Source organism: Myxococcus sp. AM010, assembly GCF_013372585.1.
Classification (GTDB): Bacteria; Myxococcota; Myxococcia; order Myxococcales; family Myxococcaceae; genus Myxococcus; species Myxococcus vastator.
In genome coordinates this window covers 1-21,772 of sequence record NZ_JABXEO010000012.1, presented here as the reverse complement: position 1 = coordinate 21,772, position 21,772 = coordinate 1, and the positions used below count along the sequence as shown (strand labels likewise).

18 protein-coding genes are annotated in these 21,772 nt (G+C 64.2%); 8 read left to right on the top strand and 10 right to left on the bottom strand.

What is annotated here, in order from left to right; translation table 11 throughout:
* Positions 1 to 704: 704 nt before the first annotated feature.
* Entirely contained in the window at positions 705 to 977 is a 273-nt protein-coding gene (locus tag HV826_RS09000; protein WP_176416588.1) for a hypothetical protein, read from the bottom strand.
* Positions 978 to 1,993: 1,016 nt separating this feature from the next.
* Here HV826_RS09000 and HV826_RS08995 point away from each other — a divergent pair.
* The 3 genes from HV826_RS08995 (at position 1,994) to HV826_RS08990 (ending at position 5,525) form a co-directional block, all read left to right on the top strand.
* On the top strand, positions 1,994 to 3,445 hold the full coding sequence (locus HV826_RS08995; protein WP_255217118.1) for a hypothetical protein: 1,452 nt from the start codon (positions 1,994 to 1,996) through the stop codon (positions 3,443 to 3,445).
* A 376-nt stretch (positions 3,446 to 3,821) separates the two neighbouring features.
* Positions 3,822 to 4,139, top strand: a complete 318-nt coding sequence (locus HV826_RS38030; RefSeq protein ID WP_368670881.1) for an SEC-C metal-binding domain-containing protein — start codon at positions 3,822 to 3,824, stop codon at positions 4,137 to 4,139.
* Positions 4,140 to 4,172: 33 nt separating this feature from the next.
* Positions 4,173 to 5,525, top strand: coding sequence for a helix-turn-helix domain-containing protein (locus HV826_RS08990; protein WP_176416587.1), 1,353 nt, complete (start codon positions 4,173 to 4,175; stop codon positions 5,523 to 5,525).
* Positions 5,526 to 6,054: 529 nt separating this feature from the next.
* Here HV826_RS08990 and HV826_RS08985 read toward each other — a convergent pair.
* The 5 genes from HV826_RS08985 to HV826_RS08965 form a co-directional block, all read right to left on the bottom strand.
* Positions 6,055 to 6,804: a hypothetical protein gene (locus HV826_RS08985; protein ID WP_176416586.1), complete on the bottom strand. Its 750-nt coding sequence runs from the start codon at positions 6,802 to 6,804 to the stop codon at positions 6,055 to 6,057.
* Positions 6,801 to 8,384 carry an HNH endonuclease gene (locus HV826_RS08980; RefSeq protein WP_176416585.1) on the bottom strand — a complete coding sequence of 528 codons (1,584 nt, stop codon included), beginning with the start codon at positions 8,382 to 8,384 and terminating at the stop codon, positions 6,801 to 6,803. The genes HV826_RS08985 and HV826_RS08980 overlap by 4 nt, the downstream gene beginning before the upstream one ends.
* A gap of 250 nt (positions 8,385 to 8,634) precedes the next feature.
* Positions 8,635 to 10,074, bottom strand: coding sequence for a hypothetical protein (locus HV826_RS08975; RefSeq protein WP_176416584.1), 1,440 nt, complete (start codon positions 10,072 to 10,074; stop codon positions 8,635 to 8,637).
* Between the two features lie 566 nt (positions 10,075 to 10,640).
* Positions 10,641 to 11,564 (bottom strand): DUF2381 family protein, encoded by a 924-nt coding sequence (locus tag HV826_RS08970; protein WP_176416677.1) that lies wholly within the window; start codon positions 11,562 to 11,564, stop codon positions 10,641 to 10,643.
* Positions 11,565 to 11,637: 73 nt separating this feature from the next.
* Positions 11,638 to 13,593 (bottom strand): protein kinase domain-containing protein, encoded by a 1,956-nt coding sequence (locus HV826_RS08965; protein WP_176416583.1) that lies wholly within the window; start codon positions 13,591 to 13,593, stop codon positions 11,638 to 11,640.
* Positions 13,594 to 13,851: 258 nt separating this feature from the next.
* On the opposite strand from HV826_RS08965, the gene HV826_RS08960 reads away from it, so the two are divergent.
* Both HV826_RS08960 and HV826_RS08955 read left to right on the top strand, forming a co-directional pair.
* Entirely contained in the window at positions 13,852 to 14,169 is a 318-nt protein-coding gene (locus HV826_RS08960) for a helix-turn-helix transcriptional regulator (RefSeq protein ID WP_255217117.1), read from the top strand.
* 52 nt (positions 14,170 to 14,221) lie between these two features.
* Positions 14,222 to 14,569: a helix-turn-helix domain-containing protein gene (locus HV826_RS08955; RefSeq protein ID WP_176416582.1), complete on the top strand. Its 348-nt coding sequence runs from the start codon at positions 14,222 to 14,224 to the stop codon at positions 14,567 to 14,569.
* A 317-nt stretch (positions 14,570 to 14,886) separates the two neighbouring features.
* Here the strand turns inward: HV826_RS08955 and HV826_RS08950 are convergent, their stop codons facing one another.
* The 3 genes from HV826_RS08950 to HV826_RS08940 form a co-directional block, all read right to left on the bottom strand.
* Positions 14,887 to 16,191: a M12 family metallopeptidase gene (locus HV826_RS08950; RefSeq protein ID WP_368670880.1), complete on the bottom strand. Its 1,305-nt coding sequence runs from the start codon at positions 16,189 to 16,191 to the stop codon at positions 14,887 to 14,889.
* A gap of 381 nt (positions 16,192 to 16,572) precedes the next feature.
* A complete protein-coding gene (locus HV826_RS08945) occupies positions 16,573 to 16,959 on the bottom strand; it encodes a hypothetical protein (RefSeq protein ID WP_176416580.1) in 387 nt (128 codons plus the stop codon).
* Positions 16,960 to 16,966: 7 nt separating this feature from the next.
* Complete coding sequence (locus HV826_RS08940) at positions 16,967 to 18,139, bottom strand: serine/threonine-protein kinase (protein ID WP_176416579.1); 1,173 nt, start codon at positions 18,137 to 18,139, stop codon at positions 16,967 to 16,969.
* 264 nt (positions 18,140 to 18,403) lie between these two features.
* Here HV826_RS08940 and HV826_RS08935 point away from each other — a divergent pair, with 264 nt between their 5' ends.
* Positions 18,404 to 18,772: a DUSAM domain-containing protein gene (locus HV826_RS08935; RefSeq protein ID WP_176416675.1), complete on the top strand. Its 369-nt coding sequence runs from the start codon at positions 18,404 to 18,406 to the stop codon at positions 18,770 to 18,772.
* A gap of 49 nt (positions 18,773 to 18,821) precedes the next feature.
* Here the strand turns inward: HV826_RS08935 and HV826_RS08930 are convergent, their stop codons facing one another.
* The gene (locus tag HV826_RS08930; protein ID WP_176416578.1) at positions 18,822 to 19,355 is read right to left on the bottom strand and encodes a PspA; all 534 of its coding nucleotides are present in this window, start codon (positions 19,353 to 19,355) and stop codon (positions 18,822 to 18,824) included.
* A 396-nt stretch (positions 19,356 to 19,751) separates the two neighbouring features.
* On the opposite strand from HV826_RS08930, the gene HV826_RS08925 reads away from it, so the two are divergent.
* Positions 19,752 to 21,263 (top strand): ABC transporter substrate-binding protein, encoded by a 1,512-nt coding sequence (locus HV826_RS08925; RefSeq protein WP_176416577.1) that lies wholly within the window; start codon positions 19,752 to 19,754, stop codon positions 21,261 to 21,263.
* Positions 21,264 to 21,449: 186 nt separating this feature from the next.
* Positions 21,450 to 21,772, top strand: a 323-nt coding sequence (locus tag HV826_RS08920; RefSeq protein ID WP_368670877.1) for a DUF6444 domain-containing protein, incomplete at its 3' end; no start/stop codon positions are given.

The following is a 21,772-nucleotide window of genomic DNA, read 5'->3' as shown; positions in this document are numbered from 1 at the left end:
CAGGCAGCCGATTCTGACAATCCAGGGCTTTCGATGTCGTACCTTCCAGGGTTGCGTCATTTCCCTCTTTCAAAAGGCCGAAATAGGCCACCTGTTAACCGAGAGAGCGAAAAAGGGCTCGCCGTTACTTGGTATTCTCGATTTCGTCGCGCGGCGCAGACTCTCCAAGACGACTCTCAGAACCTCTTGGCCGAGTCCCCGGCACGCCCCCCTGCCCCACCTCTCTGCTCTTGCCCGCGCGCCGTAGTGGCTCCGGCTGGGCAAGGACGGACGGACCGAGGATGCGCCCGCGTTCGCCCTCTCCTGTGCGGAGCCGTCCAGAAGCCCGCGCAGAAGCCCGCCTCGACCTCCCTACGACGGCCCGCTGATCCGCGGAGGTGAGGCTGCCCTTCCACCCACGAGGAGCTGCGCGTGACCAAGCACCGGCTGCCTGGGCAAGACGGCATGGGTTTCCGCCCAGTTTTCTAGCAAATCGCGGACTGCTATCTTCGCCGTTTTTTCCAGCACACGGAGGGGACATCCATGGCGGAAGGAAGCCTGCTGAACCTCGTCACCTTCGGATTCGCCGGTCGGTATGAGGCAGCGGCCACCCGGGCGGAGGGCGCGAGCAACGCGCTTCGTGCCCTCGAACTTGAGGCACGAGGCCAGGACAGCGCAATCAGGAACGACTCAGAACAGTGTGTCGCCGATGGGGAGCAGCCACTTCATCCAGTCTTGCGCGACAGGCAGTAGACGGTCTCTCCTGGGGCCGCGTGCATCGTTTCCAGCACGAGCCCATACGCGCGTAGCAGGTCGTGATCCCCGTCGACACGGTACGAGTGATAGCGGCATGGCACGCCATTCATCAGCTCGTCGTCGACGAAGCCGTGGCCGGCGCCCGAGGTGAAGAGGAACTCGGCGCCAGGGCCCAATGCCATCGCGATATTGGCAATCGCATGTTCGTGATCTTCGTGGCGCAGGTGGAACGCCCCACACACTGGACTGTCTCCCTTTGGAGGTAACGCGCCGCAAAGTTGTCCTGCATACGCACTTCCAGGGGGACCCTCCTTCGAGTAGCTATGGTTAATAGGAGTAGGCTCAATCCGCGGTGCGGGCAGGACACCCTAACATCGAAGCACTTGGGACCAAGGAGAGAGTAGGAATCTACCCCCAGGGGTTAAATTCACCCCTCCCTTTAGGGCATCTGTGTTCCTTATTGACGTGAATCTTTAGAGTAGTTACCGCAGGGAACTGGACGCCCATCTGGCGAGCAAGCACTACCCCCATTCGCTGTTCAGGTTGGAACATGACCGTTAACCCGATTCAGCGACCCGCAAACCCGGCGCCGCTGCCTGCCCCCCAGAACCCAACCTGGGATGCTGCACATGGCTTCGCGCAGGCTACACATCAGAACCTTCAGGATATGGTGAAGGTTGCGGACGCGAAAGCCACCACACTAGCGACACTTCAGGCTCTTGTTCTTGCGTTCGTCGGTGGCGAACTAGCTGCCACGGCCGCCAGATGCGTTCAAAAGATTCAATCAGTTGCGGCTCTCCCGGGAGCTGGTTGGCTAGTGACGTTCCTTTGGACTGCAGGCGTCTTCATTTTGGCGCTCGCCATTTCGATCTGCTTAGCGGTGGCGGTCCTCTACCCGCGACTGAGCTTCACCGAGAACAAGTACCCCCCACCAAGTGGGGCTCCAGGGGTGATGTGGATTGACAGGCTTCTTCGTTATGCTTGGCCGTCTGAAAAGCTACCCCAGAGACTCCAACCGTCCCTCGGAAGTCCAGATGAATACGTCAATCTGCTTGGCACTCTGTCCCTGGAGGCTCAAGCCGCCGACTACGCATTTGAAAACCTAAAGATTGCCCGGCTCGTTAGCGGCAAGTTCTATTGGCTCAAATTGGCGCTCCTAGCCTTTCTCGTAGCACTGGGGTTAGCGCTCATTACTATCTTCACCTGGGTCCGAGCTTTGGCGGTTCTTGGCCCCCCGACGTAGTTCCTGGAGACAGCCATGGCATGGAGTCGAGCAGCGGCGCGCGCCCGGATGATGGATTCGTACGAGCAGATGGACGACATTGACCTGCGGCCTCTGGTACGAGAAATGGACCTTGAGAATCTCGGCCTGAGCCAGGCCCGGACGGTAACGGGCGTGCACGTCTATCTCGACGTCGCCAACTTTCAGAGCTTGCTCGAGGCGCGACGCGAGAATACCGCCGAACTCAAGAAGCTTCTTCGCCACCTCACCGTCTTTCAGCGACAGGTCGAGCGGTTGTTCAGGCAGCAGGACGGCGCCGCCGTCCGGGTACACTTTCAGGGTGCGCGGCTCCACTTCATCGTCTTCAAGCCTTACGACACCGAGGAAGGGGCAACGCTCACTCGCTTGGTAAAGGCCGTCACGCTGGTCGGGCAGATGCGCCAACTGGCGGACTTGATTCAGGTCCACACAGACATCCACTTCGAGTTTGAGGCCGGCGTAGACACTGGTGAGGCAATCGCCACGATGAACGCGCGGGCTAAACGTCGCCAGTTGCTGTTTGTTGGCCGCCCGGCGAATGAAGCCGCTAAGGCTCTGACGGGCAAACCCAGCGATCCCGGAGAAGAGCGGCTCGCCGCCGGAGCGGCCCCCTTCGCGAAGCAACTGCCCTCCGCGGCTGCTCGAGAGAAACTGCCAACCAGCTTCGAGGCCGACGTAGAGGAGGACATTGAGGCTCATCCCTTGGAAAGCCTGGACATCACCGACGTTCGAGCACCTATTGACTACGGGGCACTGGGCAAGAAGGTGGCGCGGTTAGAGGAGGCCATAACATTCTTCGGGGACCTATCCGGCTTCACGAGCTATGTCGCCAGCCTCTCTACCGAAGATGAAAAGAAGGAAGCGCTGCGACTCCTTCATGTCCTGCGCTCGGAGATGCAGGCCGTCGTTGCTGACTACGACGGCGACTTCATCCAGTTCCAGGGCGACCGAGTCCAAGCCCTCCTGTACGAGGCGCGCACTTCTGGGCGGTTCAAAAGCAAAGCCGTTGAGACGGCCGCCGCCCTATGCTCCGCCGTCGACCTTGCCAAGGAACTCTTTCCGGCTCTGGCAACGCTGGACGTGTCCTGTGGAGCGGATGTCGGGAAGATTCTTGTTGGCCGTGTGGGGTTGCGCGATGACAAGGAGGTAACTGTCCTCGGCCGCTCCATCCCGTGTGCCTCCGAGTTGCAGGACGGCGCTGGTGACGGCCACACCGCCATCAGCGTACGTTTGTGGGAGGGCATCGAGAAATCGCTTCAGGGCTTCTTTTCGCTGAAGAAGGAGCGCTACGTGGCAGACTTCGACCTTGAGCGCATCGAAGCGGAAGAGGCGGCCAAAGCATACGACTCGGGAGGAAGAGTGGTTGTTGGTGGAACGCTCTCGGACGGCCTGCGTGTGACGCCAACAGCAACCGGCGGCATCCGACCGGCCCGTTCATGGGGAGAGTAACAGCTTGGGCGCCCAGTCCCCTCCTCCCTCCTCCCTAAACGTGTCTGCTGCTTTCTCGTCACGCCCTATTGAGTGGGAGCGGCAAGTTCAGGCGTTCTTGTCGAGCGCCCCTGGCTTCGTTCTCACAGAGGATGGTCATATCGAAGGGACTGCCTGGGTGGAGGGCCCGTGCCAGCGGAGATACTCGTTCGCCTTGCGGATTGAAGTCCCCTTGAGCTTCCCCGATCCAAATGCTCATCCAGTTGTGGCGGTGCTGCGGCATGACCTAGGCATCAAGTTGGTAATCGACGCGCACACCTATTCGGATGGGAAACTCTGTGTGCAGTATTCAGATAGTGGCGACATCAACTATCGGCGTGAGGGGCTGCGTGGATACATGCAACATGTAGCTGTTCACCTTCACCGGATCGTTCTCTTCAAGCATCTAGGGCGGTGGCCGGGACCTGCGCTTGCGCACGGACTCGCGGGCATCGAGCAACTCTACCGCTCCAAACTGAAACAATCCGTCCACCGCTTCCTTGAGGAGGAGGTAGCTCTGCCGTCAAAGAACTCCCCATGCCCATGCGGCTCTAAAGCCCGCTTCCAGCGATGTTGCCGGAATGTGGTTCGCGAAGGACGCGGAAGGCTCGCAGAAATACGATCATTGTTAGCACGCGCTGCAGCGTCACGGCCCAGCTCACCTGCAAAGCACTAAGAATACCGCGGCACTCGCTCAAAGATCAATCAAATGCCATCACCACAGGAACTCACACGCCGACTCGCCGACCTATTACGCGACCCTCGGGAAACTCTAGAGGTAGAACTTAAGGGCTGGCTCGACATTACAAACAACCAAGAACACCGAGCTACACTGGCAAAGGCCATAATCGCCATAGCAAATCACGGCGGCGGATTCGTCATCATTGGATTCAAGAACAGTGAAGACGGTGTCACTGAAGCGCAGGGACGACCAGCGACCTTGGTCACTTATACGCCCGACACCGTCAACTCCGTCGTAAACTACTTTATCGATCCGACCTTCCATTGCGACATGCAGATAGTCACGCGGCCTGGAACCGAGCTGACGTATCCAGTCATTACCATACCCGGCGGACATCAAGCACCCATTAAGGCGAAGCGCAGCGGCCCAGGAGGCCAGGGAATTCAACTAAATACATACTACGTTCGCCGACCAGGCCCGCAGAGCGAACAACCACAGACCGGCCGAGAATGGGACACACTAATCCACCGCTGCATTTCCAATGCTCGCGACAATTTGCTCGATCGTTTCCGCTCGATTCTTGCCGGCGGCGCCTCTACGCCTGTCGAAACAGATTTGGATCGCGCAGCACATTGGCTTGACAATTCACTCGCTCGCTGGCGAAAGGTAACAGAACCGCTGCCGCCGGATCACACTGCACGACTCCAGCACGGACGGTATGCAGTTGGATATCAGATCATCGGCGACATTCGACCAAGACAGGGGACTGCGCTGCTCGAAACTTTACAACGTGGCGTTGTAAAGCATACCGGGTGGCCCCCGTTCTGGGTTCCAACGAAGCCGGAAATCGCACCATATCCATTCGAAGGCAATGCGGAGTGCTGGCTCGGTCGGAATCGTGAGGGGCGAGACCCTGCGCATTCAGACTTCTGGCGTGCATCACCGCAAGGCCAGTTCTTTCTCATTCGCGGATATGAGGAAGACGGCTGGAAGAACAGTCACACATCGCCCGGCACTGCTTTCGATATTACGCTCCCAACATGGCGCACTGGAGAAATCCTGTTGCACGCAGCAAGCATGGCTCAGCAGTTTGAAGATTCGCAGGCGCAAATCATTTTCATTGCTGAGTGGACTGGACTAACCAATCGTGAACTAGTCTCATTTGGGAACCGCCGCCGGCCGCTGTTTGAAAGCTACCGTGCTCGGCAGGACCTTTATCGCACAAGCATCGCTGTCCAGGCCGACCAGATCAGCGACACGCTTCCGGAACTGGTCGACCGAATCGTTCGACCTCTTTATGAGCTGTTCGATTTCTTTCCGCTACCTGCAACGCTCGTTACTGAAGAGTTGATGGAGCTTCGAGGAACCCGTCGACGCTAAGACGCCTGCGCCAAGCCCGTCGAAGCGCCTCAGCGAGAAGTCCGCAGCGGACGGGTCAAAGTTGTACAGCACATAGTCAAGGCCTCCGCCCCCTACGTCTGGGAAAAAAGTGTCGAGAGGGCGAGTACCTATTTGCCTCGAGTCTTGCCTTCGGGCATTGTCCTAGGCGTGCTTCGTAAGGGCCCGCTCACAATTTACTTCGCCCTGAGAGGCGTTCCCACCCCGGGAAATCGGTCTCCAGGCGCAGAAATCAGCTAAGTAGTTTCTGAGCGTCCCTAAGGGCCCGAGCGGAGGCTACCTGTCCGGATCTTGAGCGCGGAGGCCGATTTTCCGACTTCGGAGCACCTACCAAGGTTGGGTAATTGGTGCTCGGGCCCTAAGCGAGTACTCCAACAGCGACTCGCGCGACTGCATGTACCGGCGCGCGCGGAGGAAGGGCAGCCAGACGCGCTTTCCCACGTGAAGAAACCCTGGGACGGAGAACGCCCCAGGATTGTCATCGTGTCAGCAGCAGAAATTAATCTGACGCTCAGTAGAATGTATCGAGCAATGCATCAATGCGCTGCCGAAGCGCTTGTCGAGGGAGCGTCCCAGACGGGCCAGTCTTCTCTCGTAGAGCTTTCAATGCAGTCAAGAGTGATGGGTCCTTCTCATTGAGTCTATCGAGCGTATCGTCCGAAACGAGCTGCTGGTATTCCCACACCAGAGGCACAACCTCAGGTTCGTCCTCCAGATAGGGAGGGGAGCATATCCCTCCCCTTGAGTCTGGGATGAGATGCTGCGCTGGCCACGAGAGCATCCAGCCGTAATGACGGTCGTCAATGCAAAGCAAATCAAGCGATGGCGCAATGTTGATGCGCAGGCGGTGACCCTCTGAAGTGAGCTCCTCATAGAAGCAGATGAGCGCTGAGCCGTCAGGCGCCATGTGTCGTGCACCCGTTTCATCGAAAGAAAATGACTCGTGTTCGCGAAGGCGCAACAGCCCGGGCGTAGCGGGGCACTCCTTCCAAGCCGCGATGTCTCCCCGATTCAAGTTCCGCTCTGGTACCTTGAGAATAATTGTCTCAAGTAGAAGCGTGTCCTTGTCGAACCGAAACTCGTCGCTCCAGTCGAAGGTGCTGCCTAGCGTGCGCGCGAGGTGGGCGTCGTAGCCCGGCGATGAGGGAAACGGACCCACGTTGAGCGCGTCAATCGTCCAACCAGGCAGCGTAGCGAGGGTGCGGCCAGGGACCACATCCACGGCACGACCCGAGAACAAACGAAGAGTGGTGTTATTCATGGGGAACTGTCCGGAGAGGGCCATATCTGGGTCGCCGCGGGGATGCTCTGCTTGTTTGGAGGGACTGGAATCGTACCTCCCGTAATCATCTCGTGGGTGACCGGTGCCCCCATATCTGTGGGCGCACCTCCAAGTGCTCGCGCTCCAGACTCAGCTTTGATGCCGCTGGGACCATAGCCGGTGATAACCTGGCCCTGGCCACTTCCCGGTCCCTCGACTACCACGATGTCACCGCCTTGCCGGTAGATGAGCTTGCCTACTCGTCCGGATGACTCGTAGATGGCATCGGGGTTGCGCAAAATCTCAAGCACGCGCGCCTCACCGAAATGTGCATGGTACCTGCCTGCGCGCCGAAAGGTACCATCCGCCGCTCTCTCTCGAACTTGTTCGAGCACACGCAGAACACGCGGGTTTGCAACAGCCACACTTCCGGGAGTTCCTCTAGCTCCATTCGCATTCGGAGCGGTACCCGGCCCTGGGGGCCGGGCCACAGACATCCAAGCATTGCGTGCCTTGGGCACGTTGCCCCGAGCCTCGTAGAGCGCCGCCGCGGCGAACTCTCCTCCCTCGGCCACCAGAAGCCCCGCGTCCCGGCTAGCCTGAATGTACCTGACCAGGTCGCGCATGGCCTCGCCGCCCAGTCGCTCCTCGAGTCGCCCCAGAACCGTCTTCAACGCCTCCAGGTCCAATGCTGGCAGGGGCATACGCCGACCGGTTCTTGCAGCCTCGGACAGGTAACGCGCCCCTTTGCCCCCCGCGTACATGGCCACCATCAGCGCTGCAGGCGCCAACTCGCGCGTGGCCTGCTCGTACTTGCCCCGGGCCAGCGAGTACGCTCCGTGTCCCGTTCCCGCCGCCAGATGGTAGAAGCCCAGCGGCACGCCGAACGTCAGGTGGTCGAAGCTCCCGAGCGCTGTACTTCCTGGCGCGTAGTGCCGCTCTGCCAGCGCTTTCCCCACTTCATCGAGAGCATCCTGGTAGGGCGGTGGCAGCTGTGCGCGTTTCGCCCAGAGATTCTGGCCCCGAGCCCCATCGCTCGCCGGGCTGCTGGAGAGGATGTCCCTGCCGGCTCTCCCCAAGCCTCGGAGCACGTCACTCGCTCGCTCGCCTCGCTCCGGGTACTCCCCCAGTGGCAGTCCCCGCCGTTGCAGCTCCTCTTGGACGACAGCCATCTGCCCTAGCGTCTCGCCCAACTGCTTCTCCTGGGCCAGCAGCCGCAGCACCTCTCGCAGCTCATCATCGAAGGAGGAGTGGATAACGAAGAGGGCGAACACCTCGGTATAGGGGAGGCCGTACTTCTCGGAGGCGGTGACGAGGAAGGCCGCGCGCTTCCGGTTGAGGACTTCCGAGGCCTTCGCGTCCAGCGGCCCCAGGGCGCCTAGCCGGACGGCACTCCAGTCGGAGAGGGACTCCACCAGCCGCGGCATGTGCACCGTGCGCTGCAAGGCGACGAAGGCCGCGGGGGAGGTACACCCGAAGAAGGGCGCCAGCACCTCCTCCTCCGAGTCCAGGTGTGGCCAGCCGGAAGGCAGCTCGCCGCACACGGCGGCAATGGCATGAGACGCCCGCAGAGGCGTCATCTCCCCCCACCCCGCTCCTTGCCCCTGGGTAGCGGGGGAGCGGCGGTACATCGGCGTGTCGTCCTCCAGTCCGGACGAGCTTTCCGGAAGGCTCGCGGTGGCGGCGGCCCTCACTCGCTGCGAGGGAGTGAAGCCCAAGGCGTGCGAGAACGTCGCGTCGTGGCCGACCCGAGGAGAGTGCAGCGAAGCGCAGCCAGTTGAAAGAAGGGCGGCGGTCAGCCACAGGCCCACCCACCGAAGCAGCCGAGTCTCAGCGCGCATTGTCCACCCCCATGCCCAGCGAGAAGAAGCTGCCCGGGCGCAGCGGGCCCTCTGGTGTCGGGTAGAGCAAGGTGCCCCCCTGCCCCAGCGCATATAGCCCTCCACCGAGGAAGCGCCAGCGCACCTCTCCTGCTGCGAGGTAGCGTGTGCCGGGCTGACGCGCCCCCACCGCGACTCCCTGCACGGACACTTCCAGGCTGCGCTGGAAGAGCTGCAGCCCGAGGCGCCCGTCCACGTCCACTCTGCCCCAATTGAAGGCCTCCACGCCCAGGGTGAGGAGCAGATGCCGCTGCACCACCTCGCCCAGCCCCACCGCATCCCAGCCCAGCAGCAGCTCGCCGTAGGCCGAGTACCCCTCGCGGAACGCGACGTCCGCCAATGGCTGGCCGGCGGTGCCCGCCGCCTGGAAGCGCGCGAGCTCGTAGTCCGGGCCGAAGTAACCCTGCCGGAAGCCGCCGTGCTGACGGCGCACTTCTAGCCGCGCGCGCAAGTCCAGCGTGGGTGACACCGCGTCCACACCCGCGCCGGCCACCGCGCCCCACGCACCGCCCTCGCCCGGGCGCCCGCCCCACCCGGCGAATACCTGCGCTTCGAAGCCACTCAGGCTGTCTCGTCGCGACACCACGACGACGGTGCCGTCCAGGTGTGCCAGCGTCACCGGCTTCGACGTGCCACCCGCCCGTCCCCAGTCATGCACCGCGGACACCGCCAGCGCATAGTGCCCAGGACGCCGGGGCCGTCCGAAGAGGACATGCTGCACGTCCAGCGCGACTTCCGCGCCCATGAGACGGGCACCCAGGATGTCCGAGGTGAAGGCCTCCGTGTACAGCGGGCCCGCGGTGCCCGTCAGCACGACTCCCGCCGGGTGGTAGTCCGGGTTGCTCCGGTTGGAGTAGTGACGCACCAAGTGCCCGGACAGGAGGCTGTACTTATCGAGTGCACCTCCCCACAGTGCGACCCGGGACGATTCATTCCCCAGTCGGAAGAAGCGCACCACCTGGCCCCAGTCGGACAGCGTGTCCCAGTCCTCCTTCCGCACCGGGCCTCCACCCTCAGCGCCGCCCCATAACCGCAGTCGCACAGGCGCGCCCAGGTTGAAGCCCAGCTTCGGGCCGCCGTCGGCCACAAATGTCGGCTCCATCTGGAGGAAGCCCTCTTCCTCACCGACGCCGTGCCGTGGCTGCAGCGTCAGCGTCATGGCCTCCATCCGCAACAGGTACTTCCATCGACGGGGTGTCGAAGCGGGCGCGAACGACTCGGGCTCGGCCTCGCCGTCTTCTGACTCGGGCGGCGCATCGGCGTCGGGCTCGAGAATGAGCGTCTCCTCCGAGTCCCCGCCGGCAGCGGTGTCGGACTCCTGTGCCCAGCCCATCCCGGGCAACAACAATGGCAGCACCAACATCGCGACCCAACATCGACTCCTGGACATGCGCACCTCCTATGCAACTCCCCGTGCAGTCGGAAGGACGAAGTTTCCCCGACAGGTCCGACAGGGCGCCGGGCCACGGGTAGATGCATTGCACTGAGGACATCACCGACACCTTGACCGCGCTTGGTCATGGGCAGACGTGCCACGTCACGGCGCCAGGAAGGCTTGGCAAACGCGAAGAGGGATGACTGAGGAAGGGCTCCTCAGCGACCGTCAGGCACGCAGCCCGACGAAGCGCAGACTGCTACTCGGCGCACGGCTTCCGCCAGTACGCGCCTCACGCGGCACCGCAGGGGCCTCTGCGCAGCGCGAGAGCCCAACGCCTACTTCGATGCGGAGCTATGAAGGTGGGTCAAGTGCGTCGCCCTTTGGGCGCTCTCCGCAACCACCAAGGAAGCGCGCAGTCGCGCGCCTGCACTCCAGCACAGTGGGGAACACGTCGCATCCAGGGAACGCCAGAATGGACTACACCAATATGTATAGTCCATTGGACCTTATGTTGGCATTCGGCACGAACCCCAATGCCGGAAACCCACGAGAGGGCTTGGAGGCAGTGCGCGATAAGGTTAAGGGAAGGTAACGTTGCCCAGGGTGACGGTGCGGCGCCCATCCGCGTCCCAAAGCTTCAGCGTAAAGGGGCCTTGAGGGGCCTCGGATGCTGCCTCAGCCTCTACCACCACGCGCTGGCCATCCGCGCCCGGGGCAACAGGGCCGGACTGCCAGACTTGAAGTACCTTCAGCTCCTCGTTGGCCTTGCCACGGAGCATTGCCCCCGCAGCAGTCCATGGCTGAGCGTCGCCAACGTGAAGGAGGGTGACCTCAACAGCCACCCTACTGGCTGTGCGGTATGCATAGACAGCGTATTTGGCTGCTGCCCCTCCCGGGGCCTGGGTTACCCCCTTGGTCACGTCGATAAAGTCAACGCCTCGCTTACTGAGGACGTCTGTCGAGATGAGTCCCGTCAGCCCATCAGGAGCACTCCGCTCCGCGCGCAGGCGAGCATTCTCCTCTCGGCATTGCTCAGCCTCGATGCGCGCTTGGCGGACTTCCTCCTGGTACGTCTCGACGCTCCTCTTGCGCCGATAGACCTCGATGAGCGCTTCTGACCGTGCAGGATGCGCGACCAAGACAAACGTCGCACTCGCCGGGGCCGCACCATCCTGAAAGCGCACCGTCAACTTGAGCCGGTCTCCCGCATTGAATCGCTCTGAAGGAACCAAGCGCAGCAACGTACTGAGGCCGGCATCCAGGACCGAGAAGCGCTCGCGCCCCTCGAGCGTCACCCCCTCTCGGCTCACCTCCGAATCGAAGATGAACACCGTCGAGAGTCCTGGGCTCACCGCTACTTCAGCCACGGGCTGAGCATCATCCGAGACCAGCTCGATTCGGCGAACGCTCAGCCCCACGGTGGATGCGGGCGACTGCGCCAGAGCCACCCCCTCTCCCGCGAGGAGGAGGAAAAGCAGCACGGCCGACACTGAATGATGCACGCGACGTTTCTCCTCGACCAAGCCAGCAGCAACGCCGCTGGCGACTCATGAGCGTCTGCCAAACAGCGGCATGTCATTCAAACTCACTCACCGCCTTGACCAAAACGGCAGAGTACACGCGTGCCTTTCCGGTATCCCCTCCGCCGCCCTCTATCTCCAACCCGCGGTTGCCAGAGGTGTCCAGCCCCTCCAAGCACACGGGGAAGCTCTCTCCGCGAAATCGCACTCGAGTCAGTCGGACATAGACGCGGTCGGCGATGACGAGTCGCCCAGACAGAGTGGCCTTGTCCGAGCCCAGGACGATCTGTGCAGTGCCTTCCCTCACCGTTACGTATTTTTGCTCTCCCCGGACGAAGCTCGCCGCCTCCTCCCGGCCCCCAATCTTCATGCCCAGCTTCCTCATGCCCTCCACAGCTCCTGCCGGGCACGGCTCGGGCTCCGGAGCAGGGCGCACCTGGGGGCCCGAACAAGCCAGCGCGCCGCAGAGGGCCGTCGTCGCCAGGGCACTGCTGACGCTCCTCGTGGCCTTCTTGGCAGGCACCGGCGGGGAGGAAGGGGTGTCACTCTTCGTCGTCGTCACGGTTGCAGTCACCTCGGGAAGCGTCGCAGGGGAAGCGACGGCCGCAGGTGTTGCCTCCGGCCCGGTGGGAGCTGCGGCCTGGCCAGCTTGAGGTTTCTTTGCATATGCCGCTACTTCTTGGCTGGGGTCAGCCTGCGGCTGCGGCGAGGCCGTCCGCAGTGAGAAGTACGCCCCAGACGCGAGGGCCATGGCCAGCAGCCCCGTGCCCAGCACGCGTCCCATCCTGAGTCGCGCGAGGAACGAGCGCCGCTCCACGTCGACGACGAGGGCCACAGGCGCCCCTTGCTGCGCGGCGTCCGCCTCCATTGCGGCTTCCGCCCCCACTCCGGCATCGAGCGCCAAGCCCGACCCCTGAGCTTCCACAGGCCGAATGGCCGCAGGCACCAGCGGGGCCTGGGGCTGCAAGGCCGCGGGCGGGCCTTCGCCCGGCAGCTCCGGCCCGGGCGCCTTGCCACGGCGCATCTGGCGCAGGGGCCGCTTCGCCCACCGAGCGAAGCCTTCCACCTTGCCCTCATTCTCCGTGGTGGCCGAGTTCGGGCCATACGTGTCGAACAAGGGGGTGTCCCACGCCTCGCCTTCCGCCCCGGGCAGCAGCTCCTCCAGGGCCGCACAGACGGCGCTCGCGGAGGGACGTGCAGCAGGCTCCTTCTCCAACAACCGCATGCACAGCTGACTCAGCCGCTCCGGGACGAAGCGGTTGACGAGGTGAGGGGGCACAGGCGACTTGCCCATGACGCCCTCGACGTACTCCGCGTCCGTCCCAGCGTCGAAGGGCAGCCTCGCAGTGAGGAGGCGGTAGAGGACGGTGCCCAGGGCCCACATGTCGTCCGAGGGGACGGACACGTAACGGGCGCCCGACTGCTGTCCCAGGTGCTTCCTCATGAAGAGCCAGGCCTCGGGGGGCCGGTACTCCATCGTCCCGGGCGGCAACATGAACTGGGTGACGCCGGGGGCGCCCTTGTAGTCCCCAATCCCGTAGTCCACCAGCACCGCCAGGCCGTCCGCGTCGCGCACCATGACGTTGGCGTCCTTCACGTCTCGGTGCACCACTCCCGCCTCGTGCGAGGCCGCCAGCGCCCGCGCCATGTCGAGCGTCACCTTCGCCACCTGCCGGGCCGAGGGGTTCTCCTCCTTCACCCACGCGCTCAGCTTCCGTCCCTCCACGTACTCCATGGCAATCAGGGCGAAGTCGCGCTCCCCGGCCTGCCAGTAGGAGAAGCCGCGAATGCCCACCACGTTGGGGTGCTTCAAGAGCAAGAGGATGGAGATTTCCTTCTCTACCCGCCCCTCCACGCGCTGCCGCTCAACGAGTTTCAAGGCGCAGGGCTGCCCGTCATTCGTCGCGAGGTACACGGTGCCGAAGCCGCCTCGGTCCAGGTGCCTCACCACCGTGTAGCCCTTCACCACGTCCCCGGGAGACAGCACGGCCGGGGGGCCGTTGTCCCTCATGGCGACGTCCTCCTGGAGACTGTGTAGGACAGCAGGACTGCGGCCACGCGCATGCAGCTCCCTCCCCGACGCCGGCCCACGGTACCAGAAGCCCGGGGAAATCGCGCGAAGTCTTCCCCCACCTCCAAACACCAGCCACAGAGGCACCAAGCCACACTATAAGGTGAAGTCAATTAGACTCTCATGTACAACTTGCTTGGAATGTACATCCACCCTGATGCCCGTGGCTTCGCCCCTCCGAAGGAGCCCTCCCGTCCTTTGCCTGGCATCGTCGGCGGCACCCTGCGCGCGGCCCGCCTTCGGGCTGGCCTGAAGCAGACAGAGGTGGCCCACCTCATCAACATCTCCCCCGTCGTCTACAGCCGGATGGAGCGCGGCCGAGTACTCCCCAGCCTCCCGACGCTGTACCGTCTGTGCGCCGCCCTCCGCACTACGCCCAACGAGGTACTGGACTACCCCTCCTCACTGCCACCGGACGTCGTCGCTGCCGCCAAGGAGGCCCTGCTGCGCCGTGTGCGCCAGCTGGACGCACACCAGGCGCTCGCCCTCATCCGACTCCTGCCGGGCGTGCGCTGAGGGAGTCATACTGCCTTGACAACTCGAAACTCAGGTATACTCCATTACACCTATGAACCAACAGCTTGCAACGCACCTGGGCGCCATCGTCCGCCTCGCTCGGGAGCAGATGAGTCTGACGCAAGTCCAAGTCGCGGACCGCGTGGGGCTGAACTCTGTCGTCTACAGCAGAATCGAACGCGGGCACATGATTCCCAGCGTCGAGACGATGAAGAAGCTGTGCATCGAGTTGATGGTCTCCCCGGAGGACTTGATGGGCCTCACCGAATCCTCGAGCGGCGGGGCACGGGCTCGCCCGGAGGACGACACCAACTTGCGCCGGCTCATCTTCGTCGCACGGAAGCTCGACGAGGGGAAGTTGGACGCCCTCGTCCACGTCGCCACCGAGCTGGCCCGCTGAAGCAGCGCCCCGAAGGCACCCGCCCCTCCAGCGCCAGGCGGATTGCGGCCGGTGCTCCGGCGTCTCCGCGCAGAGCGCAGAGCCGACGTGCAGGGCCCCATGCCTCGGGCCCCTGTACCGGAGCACTCGCCCGCAGCCCGAGCGGTCCCTAAACCGAAGATCGTGATTCGCGAACGGCTGCAGGTCGAGCCACACCCGCTCGCTCCGCGCCCGCTTGCTCTACGACTCCACCGGGGATTCGGTCACCGCGTCACGGGCCGAATCCCCGGTGTCGTTTCAAGGCGAAGGTCCTTGCGTGAATCGCGCGAATGCTTCGCTCACGGGAACTCCACGATGAAGATGTTCGCGGCGCCCAGGTTGGCACTGTCGGTGTTGACGGTCACTCCAGCGCCGCCGCCGGCCACCGCTTCCCAGTACTTGGGGTAGCCGGGAGTGGGTGTGCCCAGGACCACGCCGTCGCCAGCGTCGATGGTGGTGAGACCCGTGCCCGTCATCTTCCACATGCGGAAGGTCTGCCAGGTGCCGGGCGCCATGGACTGGGAGTCCACCGTCGAGCCGCCGCCGTTCGTGGCCTGGATGAAGTTGCCATTGATGGTCTGGAGTTGGACGAGGTCGCCGGTCTTCAGCTCATTGCCGTCCAGGTCCACCAACTGGAACCGCTCCCAGGGCCCCACGGCGACGCGATTGGCGTTCACGATGCCACCGCCGCCGCCCTCGGCCACCACGTAGTGGCCGGTCGAGGCACGAAGGGCGATGGTCCTCGGGGCGTAGATTCGCGTCATGGTCACCACATCGAGCGTGCTCAGCGCATTGCGCTGCCCGATGGACTGTCCACCCCGGGCCTCGATGGTAGGCCGACCGTTCTTCGAGCCCTGCATCGGGCCGTAGTGCATGATGGACCCGTAGTCATAACCAAAATAATCATCATCCTCGTTGTTGTGCTGCGTGAAGTGGGCCGCCGCGCCTGCCACCATGTTCTCCCACCGGATGATGACGTAGGTGTCTCGGTCCTGCCGGTTGTGCTCGTGGTCGAGCCCCAGGACGTGTCCAAGTTCATGGATGATGGTGCCGGTGCTGCAGCTGCCATCCAGCCACGTTCCCTGCTCCCCACCCTGGCGCCCATAACTGGAATAACACCCGGTACCTGACTGGATGCGAAGATAGTCAGGGTATTGCGCCGCGTTGCTCGCCGTGCGGAGCACGAACCGGATGTGGGTCCGGCCATGCCAGTGATTGATGGCGTCCTGGATTCGATTCTGGTTCGCGACGCCCGAGTCGATGATGTAGGGCACCACGGCGTTGGGCCAGCGGGAGTTCGGGTCGGTCTTGACGAGGCCCTGGGCTCGGGGGCCCGAAGACGCCAGTCCCAGGGCCTTCACCTCGCGCATGCGCGCCTCCATCTGCTTCACCGTTCCCAGGACCATGTCGCCCTCGTGGATGGCCAGGCCATCCACCTCGGCATAGGTCACCTGGACGTACTTCTCCCTCTCCACGTTCCAGACATAGCCCTCGCGAAGCGGGGCCTCCGCCGGCACTCGGGCCATCTCCGGGTCCAGGCTGGGACTCGGCGCCAGGTTCTCCTCACCACAGGCGGTGAGCAGCAAGCTCGGAATGAAAAGCACAGCCAACGCCGACCTTGAGAGGTTTCGGGGCATGGTGTCTCCACTTCTCGTGAGGGTTTCGCGGCGGGTGTATAACAGAGTGCGCTTAATGCTATTGCAAGGATTCGACGTCGCTCCTCTGTCACGGACTGGGTCAGAACTGACAAGCCTGCGCTGCGGGTCAGATTCCGGATGTCAAGACTTGAAGTCTGATGGCCCGCACTCCGCTCACCACCACCAGGCACCTCCGACAGGTGAGCGGGGAGCCATTCTTCACAGCCCACCGAGGCAACGCCGCTCGCTCCGCGCCTGATTGCTCCACGACCTGTTCGAGAATCGCGAACCTCGGTCTAGCGATGGCGGAGCGCCTCCCCGTCCGAAGAAGGAGGCACCCCGCTACGCCTACGCCGCACCGCGCTCCGCCAACTCCTCATTCAAGTCGGCGAGCTGCGCCTCCAGGGCTTTCTTTCTCAGTCGGAGGCGGCCGACATCGTCCAGCCCCGCCTCCTCGTCGACACGCCGCTCCCTCGGAGGCGTAGGCTCCAAGTCCTCACGCACCTCCACCGTGAGGACGTCGCCCGCGCGGATGTCGTTGACGTAACACCACTTCAGGTGCTCTCGGTACTCCCTGCCCACGGAGCCCCCCACATGGAGGTCCACCTCCGGGTTGTCGCGCGTCTCATCATCAGGGCGGCGCACCCACGTCAGAATGGTGGAGAGGACACCGAAGTCCGACACCCCCGCGGTGGCGAGGTGTTGGCCATTGCGCAGTACGCGAAAGCAGAGCATCGGCGGCCTACTCCTTCTTCGGGAGCCCCAGCTCGTGCTTCTCCAGCCCCTCCGGGTAGAGGCCGGCCTCGCCGAACTCCACCACGTCGCGCAGCACCCCGCCCTCGGACACGACACGGGCTGCCTCCTTGGCGGCCTCCGCGCGCCCGTAGGGCTCGCGCAGTTGGGCGTTGGCGACACCCCGCAGCGAATCCCTCATGTCCGCCGCCGTCGCGAAGCGCTCCTCGGGGTTGAGGCGCAGGGCCATGTGCAGCACCGCCTTGAGGTCCTCGTTGAGGTGGCCCACGGCCTTCTCGACGACGTCCGGAGTGAATGTCTCCATGAGGGCCTGCATCTGCTGCAGCGGCAGTGAGGGCTGCACCTCCGGGCGGAGCCGCGTCTCCTTCGCCGCCACCACCGGGACGTCGTGCACCTCGAAGAGGTGCTTACCTGTGAGGACTTCCACCAGCAGCACGCCCAAGCTGAAGACGTCGGAGCGCGGCGTCAGCCCTTCCTTGCGCAGGTACTCCGGAGAGGCGTAGGCCACGTCGCCTCGGAGTAGCAGTTCCGGCGACTCTTCACGCCCCACCAACAGCGAGTACGCCGCGCCGAAGTCCAGCACCTTCACCTCCCCATGGAGGCCCAAGGCGAGGTGCCGGGGATTCACGTCACGGTGGATGATGCCCAGGGGCACCCCCTTCTCCGACGTCAGCGTGTGCGCGTAGTGCAGCGCGTCCGCCACCTCCGCACCCACGTACAAGCCAAACCCCTCCGAGAGGGGCTGCCCTCTCACCAGCGCCGCGCACACCAGCGTCTCCAGCGAGGGTCCACCCACGTACTCCATGACGGCGTAGGCGGCGTCCTCCTCGTCATCCGCCCGCACATGGAAGATTCGAGCGATGTTGGGGTGGTTGAGGCGGAAGGCCAACTGCACCTCCTCGTACATCCTCTGCCGCTGGATGTGCGTGATTGGGCTGGTGAGCTGGCGGACCAGGCACGGGCCGGCAAGCACTCCATCCGCCACGCGCCGCTCCACCTCCAGGAGCCGCTCTCCATTCGGCCGCACCTCCAACTCCCTCACGCCTTCGAATCGCACGCCCTCCACCTCGAAGTGAACGTGCGACGTACCGCGTGCAGACAGGGTGGGGAGGCTGGGCGGCAACTCCTCCGTCGTCACTTCATCTTCCGAACGCTTCGTCATGGCTGTGAATCCTCCTGAAAGAAGGGTGCGGCTCCACGGACAACGAGGCTCGCCGTTACCGGACAACTCTCCGGGGACACGCAAGGTCTAGTTGACTTTACCATCGAATTAACATGGCCTTACTTCCCTGTGAAGCCCTCTGGCACTCGTAGCGGACAGGGCAAAGCCCCATGAGCGTCTCTCCTGGGTGCAAGGCGCCCCAGCCAGGGCTTCACCTGCAAGTCCTGGCCGCTCGTAAAGGAAATTTAACTCGCGAGTAAAACCATTGACTGGGGGCCGATTCGCGCACTGGCCCGTCGTGTCTTCACTGACGGAGAGCGCCTGGCCCTCACGCGGAAGGAGAAAGCGCTGCTGAAGCGCACGGCCGCCCAGGTGGGAATCAGCGCCAGCGAGGCCGAGAGCGCACTCGCCACGGAAGAGGGGGCGCTGGGCCTGCTGCGAGAAGAGTCTCGGCGCATCCGCGAGAGCACTCGCCGGCTCATGGACGCGCTGCACCGGATGTACCAGCACAAGGACAAGGGAGACTTCGTCAGCGCCCGCCAGGAGATGCGGGACGTGCTCGAGGTGGAAGTCGTGCCCCACTACCGCGCCACCGCCCAGGGGCAGCTCGACGCCATGGCCGACGAGCCGTAGCGACGAGCCGCGGGAGCGCCCTCCGAAGAGGGCGCTTCGCGGCCCAGACTCAGGCGGGAGTCACTTTGTCGAAGGGGCGCACCACCTGCTTGCCGTCGGAGACGCGCGCTACCGTCACCGTCTTCGCCTTCTCGTCGACGGCCTTCACCGTCGCCGGGAAAGTGCCCCGCCCCTGCTTGTAGCGCACCTCCTGTCCCACCTCGTACGAGGCGGGCGTTTCGGGTTTGGGACTGGAGCTGGGGGCGGCTGCGGCAACCGGCGCTGTGCGGCCCGCCGTGCGCGGGCGCCCGCGGCTCTTCTGGGGCGAGGGTCCGGCCCGCGTGGGTTTCGCCGTGGCATCCGTCTTCGCCCACTTCCGCACGGGCACCGAGGTCGGGCGCGTCGACGCGGACAGGCTCTTCGACGCGGGCAGGCTCTTCGACGCGGACGCCACTGGAGTCGGGCCCGACTCAATGCCCAGGAAGTGGGCAATCCTCCCCAGCAGTTCCAGTTGGCGCTCTTGCAGCTCCAGTTGCCGCCCCATCTTCTTCTCCACCGCCTCCGCCACCGCCGCCTGGATGATGCCCTTCATGTCGCTCTGCATGTGCTCTCGCTCACTTTCGTCGCGGGGCGTACAGCCCGCGCGCTCTCAACACGGACAACAATTCAACCTCTTGCACTCACGCTACATCAACGAGTCCGAGGATTCGGACTCCCGTCTCAGACTCGACTTTCGCCATGCTGCTGGGAGCAAGGCAGGGAGGCGAGGGGATGGCACCGCGCAACGCGCTCCAGGCCCCCGGCGGTGACCGCAGTCACCAGTCGGATGGCGCCAGTCGTCACGGAGTCCGTTGCCGGGCTCACCTGCCGACAAGCGTGCTTGCTTTCACAGCCCCGAGGGAAAGTTGGAGTCGAAGCGCCCCCGGAAACGTCAGACCGATCCGGTATGAATCTCCCTGCGCGGCGCCTTCATGGCGTCGCCGAAAGGGTTTCTTTCACCATGAAAGTGTCATTGATTTCAGTCGGGCTGTTGGTCGGCATGACAGGGGTTGGCTGCGGAGGGCTCGACGGGGCTGACGCGGTGGAGGTCTCCGCGTCGCTGGACGCGACCTCTGAATCGACGCAAGGCCTGTCCACCCAGGTCACCGGGAGCAGCCAGGTCACCTTCATCGCCATGTCGGGCAACGAGACGAAGCCCTACGACCAGTCCGCCACCTCGGTGGTGGCATACACGCGGGATTCATCGAATGGGACGTTCACGGCCTACCCGGGAACGGGCTCCGCGGACGGCACCATCTCCGTGCCGAACGTCCCTTCCGGCCGCATGTACCTGAAGCTGGGCTCGCGCTACCTGGTGAGCACCGGCCGCACGTTCGACCTGGGCTCCACGGCGTGGGGCCGCGATGGCACCTTCGTCTCGCAGCCCACGCAAATGACGGTTTCCGCCACCGGCATGTCTCCCTGGCAGCCGGAGGATTATCTGGACGTGTATTCGTTGAATGCGGGCGCGTTCGGCTACGCGGGCTCCATCGCCACGGGACGCCCCCTGACGGGCGCCACGTCGCTCTCGGGATTGAGTTTCGATTACGCCAGAATGGCCAACCCCGTCCTGCTCGATAGCAGCCGTGGGGACTTGCTCTCCCTGGCTCAGATGCGGTTTCGGACGAGCGCGAATGGCGTGCCCTACCGCGCGATGCACAAGGTGCTCCTCTCAAGCGTGACGCAGGTGGAGGGGCAGCCCAACTCCATCAGCGGAACCTTCACCCAGCCCGCCGCGACCGGCACCTTCTCGGTGGACTGGAGACGCTCGGCCTTCGAAGCCCTGCGCACCCAGGTGAACCCGGCCGCGGTCAGCACGTACAACGAGATCTGGATGTCCTCCCGGCCGGCCGCGCTGAGCTCGGCGGGCGCGTCCATCAGCGGGCCGCCGCTCCTCGTGAAGCTCAATCCTGACTCGCAGCGGACGGACATCGTCACGGGGAGCATGACCTACAACAACCCGCTCCCGGCGGCGTGGCAGAAGGTGGCGACCGCCACCGCGGGCTTCACGAAGAGCTACGCGCTGGGGACCGCGACGCCCTACACGATGAACGTGGACATCCGAGTGGAGCAGGAGGAGAGCGCGTTCACCGCCGCGCCCGTGGAGCCCCTCGTCGGGCCGGTGGTGGCGCCCCTGGTGAACACGCGCGGCGCGTTCCAGAACCTCACGGGCGTGGGGTCAGACGCCTCGCTGCGCTGGTCGAAGCCGTCGGTCGGCACGGCCACGAACTACGTGGTGAACATCTACCGGCTGGGCACGAGCAACGGCTCCACCACCGCGTCGCGCGTGGCGGTAATCCACACGGACCTCCAGAGCGTGCACCTGCCCCCGGACGTGCTGCGGGCGGGCGGGACGTACTTCGCGGAAATCCAGAGCTGGTACCAGCCCGGCTCGAACCTCGCGACGAGCCCGTTCAAGCGCTCGCTGCCTCGAGGCCGCGCTAGCGTGCTCACCGGCATGTTCAGCCCGTAGACGCGGAAGTCCTGGGAAGGGACGCACCCTTTGGGCCCGCCGCTCTCACAGGCGGCTTGAGCGGCGGGCCCAAAATGGCGAGTAACCGTTCACCGGCTGGTGCCTGCTTGAGGAGACATCGGGGCAGCGGACGGTGGGCGGGACGGCGCTCGACGGTGTTGGACGCGGCGTGACACACCGCCACTCGTGGCGGAACTCGACCCCCGGGACGCGCGGATTGCGAAGCTGGAGGCGCTGCTGGAAGCGGCGCTGGAGCGCATCGCACACCTGGAGGAAGAGAACCGGCAACTGCGCGAGGAGAACCGGCAGCTGCGCGAGGAGAACCGGCAGCTCAAGGAGCGGCTGAATCTCAATTCGAGCAACTCCTCGAAGCCCCCCTCCGCGGATGCCCCCGGCACGCCGCGTCCGCTGAAGAAGCCCACGGGCCGCCGCCCCGGTGGTCAGCCAGGGCACAAGAAGCATGAGCGAAGTCTCCTACCGCCCGAAGCCGTGCAGCACGTCGTCGAGTT